At 64.5% G+C, this 2928-nt stretch carries 2 protein-coding genes and 1 pseudogene; 2 read left to right on the top strand and 1 reads right to left on the bottom strand.

Annotated elements, in window-relative coordinates:
- Positions 1 to 127 precede the first annotated feature (127 nt).
- Positions 128 to 511 carry a MobA/MobL family protein gene (locus VGH41_RS16225; RefSeq protein WP_331598505.1) on the top strand — a complete coding sequence of 128 codons (384 nt, stop codon included), beginning with the start codon at positions 128 to 130 and terminating at the stop codon, positions 509 to 511.
- A gap of 719 nt (positions 512 to 1230) precedes the next feature.
- Positions 1231 to 2754 (top strand): IS66 family transposase, encoded by a 1524-nt coding sequence (locus tag VGH41_RS16220; protein WP_331598504.1) that lies wholly within the window; start codon positions 1231 to 1233, stop codon positions 2752 to 2754.
- On the opposite strand, the pseudogene VGH41_RS16215 reads toward VGH41_RS16220, so the two are convergent.
- A pseudogene (locus tag VGH41_RS16215) lies at positions 2724 to 2928 on the bottom strand (hypothetical protein); the annotation flags it as partial. The gene VGH41_RS16220 and the pseudogene VGH41_RS16215 sit on opposite strands and share 31 nt — an antisense overlap.

Raw genomic sequence — 2928 nt, 5'->3', positions numbered from 1 at the left:
TCATCGTGACACGTGCGTTGTGCTAAGTGGCTCTCTGATGTTATTGAACTGACCCATTGGCATTGCCGAACAACCGCGCAGCGGGTTCTGCACCAACGACCGAAGGGAGCGAGAAGCGTGCAGACGTGTGGCCATCCAGTTCGCTCGCACGCGCTACATCTCCCGCAGCACGGGCAGCAGTGCGGTACGCTCCGCTGCCTACAAGGCACGTGAGGCGATCACCGCGGAACGCACGGGCACGCTTCACTACTTCAAGCACCGCGCCGGGGTGCTGTTGCCCGACGGCGCCGATCCGCGGTTCGCTGACAGCGGCATGCACTGGAATGTCGCGGAAGAGGTCGAAAAGGGCGAGGATGCTCAGGTCGCCCGCGAGATCGTGCTGGCGCTGCCGGCGAATGCCGAACTCACCACAGAGCACCGCATCGCCTTGGCGCGGTCCTTCGCCGAGCAACACTTCGTCGCCAGGGGTGTTGCGGTGCAGCTCGACGTGCACGCCCCTCATGAGGGCTAGTCGGAGTCCGAACGCGCGAACTGGAACGCGCATCTGTTGATCACCACGGGGCGCCTGAAGGGGGAGAGGTTCGCGGCGAGGAAGGCGCGCGCGACCTCGATCGCGAGGTGCGGCATGCCGGCGAGCGTGCCGTGGTGTCGGACGGGGAGGTCTGGGGCGACCTGTGGCGCGACCACCAGAACCGTTTCATCGAGCGCGGGCTGGGGATCCGGGTCGACCCGACCGCGGATCCGAGATCGTTTAACGAGCCGAGATAATCCGGCAGGCCAATGAGGCGGCGGCGCGTGATACCGAGCAGGTGTCGTCGACGCTGACGCGGCGCAACGCGACGTTCTCCGAGCGGGACCAGGACCGGCATGTCCGCAAGCAATCACCGATGACGCCGAGCGCGCCGCCACGCAACGCGTCGTGAGCCCCATTTTCCAGTGTCCGGCTTGCAGATCCGCCACACTGTTGCGGCGGCGCAACCCCGGGGACGGTTCTGCATTCCATTACATCACGTAACTTGCACCAAACCGGCCAGTTGGTGCACGGATTTACGCATCAACTAATGGAGCCGAAACCAATGATGTGGCACGTAGTTTTGTAACATGAGCAAAAGTGTTGGCAGTGCCTGATAATTCTCTTGCCGCGGCTCGGGGTGGTCGATTCTCTAGGGGGATGTGTCACCGCCACCGTCGCTTTCCGGTCTGAGCCGTGCAGAGCTGGAAGCTCTGCTGGTGGAACTGTTTGGCGAAGTCGCGGCGCTGAGGCAGGTTGTCGTTGGGTTGCGTGCGGAGATCGCGCATCTGAAGGACTTGCCGAAGCGTCCGAGGATCGGGGCTAGCGGCATGGACAAAGGCACCGAACCGGCGAAGCGCGATCAGCCGGAGGATCGGCGGGGCCGAGGCAAGGTCACCCCTCGGGTCGCGATCGACGAGCAAGTGGTGTACGCGTCGGTGCCGCCGGGATCGCGGTTCAAGGGTTACGAGCCGTTTCTGGTGCAGGATCTGGTGATTTCGGTGCGCGCCACGTGTTACCAGCGCGAGCGTTGGGTCACGCCGGACGGCGGCACGGTCCTGGCGCCGTTGCCGACGGGGATCGCCGGGCATTTCGGCGCCGAACTGCGCCGCTTCGTGCTGATGCAATACCATCAGTGCCAATCGACGCTGCCGCGGCTGTTGGTGTTGTTGCGATCGATGGGCGTGGCGATCTCGCAGCGGCAGTTGCAGCGTCTGCTCACGGCAAAGCATGACGGCTTCATAGCCGAAGCGCAGAACGTTCTGCGCACCGGACTGGCGACGGCGAACTGGGTCACTGTGGATGACACCGGCGCACGCCATGCAGGAAAGAACGGTTTCTGCACGCAGATCGGCGACGATCGGTTCACCTGGTTCGGCACGCGTGCATCGAAAAGCCGGCTGAACTTCCTCGATCTGCTGCGTGCCGGCCACACCGACTACGTGTTGAACGACGCCGCCTACGGCTACATGCGAAGCCAGGGCCTGCCGGCGGCAACGATCGCGCATTTGAAGGCTCAGCCGGAAGTACGGTTTGACGACACTGCGGGCTGGCTGGCGCATCTCGACCGGCTTGGGCTGACCGCGTTGCGCGTCACGCCGGATCCGCAGCGGGTCGCCACCGAGGGCGCATTATGGGGCAGCCTACAAGCGCACAAATTCCTGTGCGACGCCGTGGTTCTGAGTGACGATGCCGGGCAGTTCAACATCGGCCGGCACGCGCTCTGCTGGGTTCACGCCGAACGGCTGGTGCACAGGCTGGACGCTTTCAACGACCACCATCGAGCCGCCCAGCAGCAGGTTCGTGGCCTGATCTGGGACTTCTACGCCAGCCTCAAGGCCTACCGGCTCAAACCCAGCCAGCGTCAGCGGCTCGCGTTGCGCGCACGGTTCGACCGCATCGTCGGCCGCCGCACCGGCTTCGTCACGCTGGATCGCCTGCTGGTGCGGCTGCATGCCAACAAGGACGAGTTGCTGATGGTGCTGCAGCGGCCGGAGATCCCGCTCCACACCAATGGCTCAGAGAACGACATTCGCTGTTACGTCACGCGCAGGAAGATCAGCGCCGGGACACGCAGCGATGCCGGCCGCGATTGCCGCGACGCCTTCCTGAGCCTCGCCAAAACATGCAGCAAGCTCGGCATCGCGGTCTGGGATTATCTGGGTAGCAGGCTCGGTGTGGCCGGCTGCACACCTATCGAATCGCTCGAACATTACGTCAGAGCGCGATCCAGGCCCGCCTGACCGGCCGTGCCGCCCACACTTTTGCCCGTGTTACCCGACTTCTTGGTAAGTGCCCGAACACCTTGGATCACTTCGCCGGCACGGTGGGCATCCCGCACGATGCGCGCGACGGCGTCCCGCGCTGCGTCAAGGTCGGGCACATCGCGGTTTAGCCAGCGCAGACAGGCGTTGCCG

Source organism: Paraburkholderia sp., from assembly GCF_036488795.1.
Taxonomy (GTDB): domain Bacteria; phylum Pseudomonadota; class Gammaproteobacteria; order Burkholderiales; family Burkholderiaceae; genus Paraburkholderia.
The sequence above is the reverse complement of the archived record's forward strand: the minus strand, read 5'-3'. Positions and strand labels throughout refer to the sequence as shown.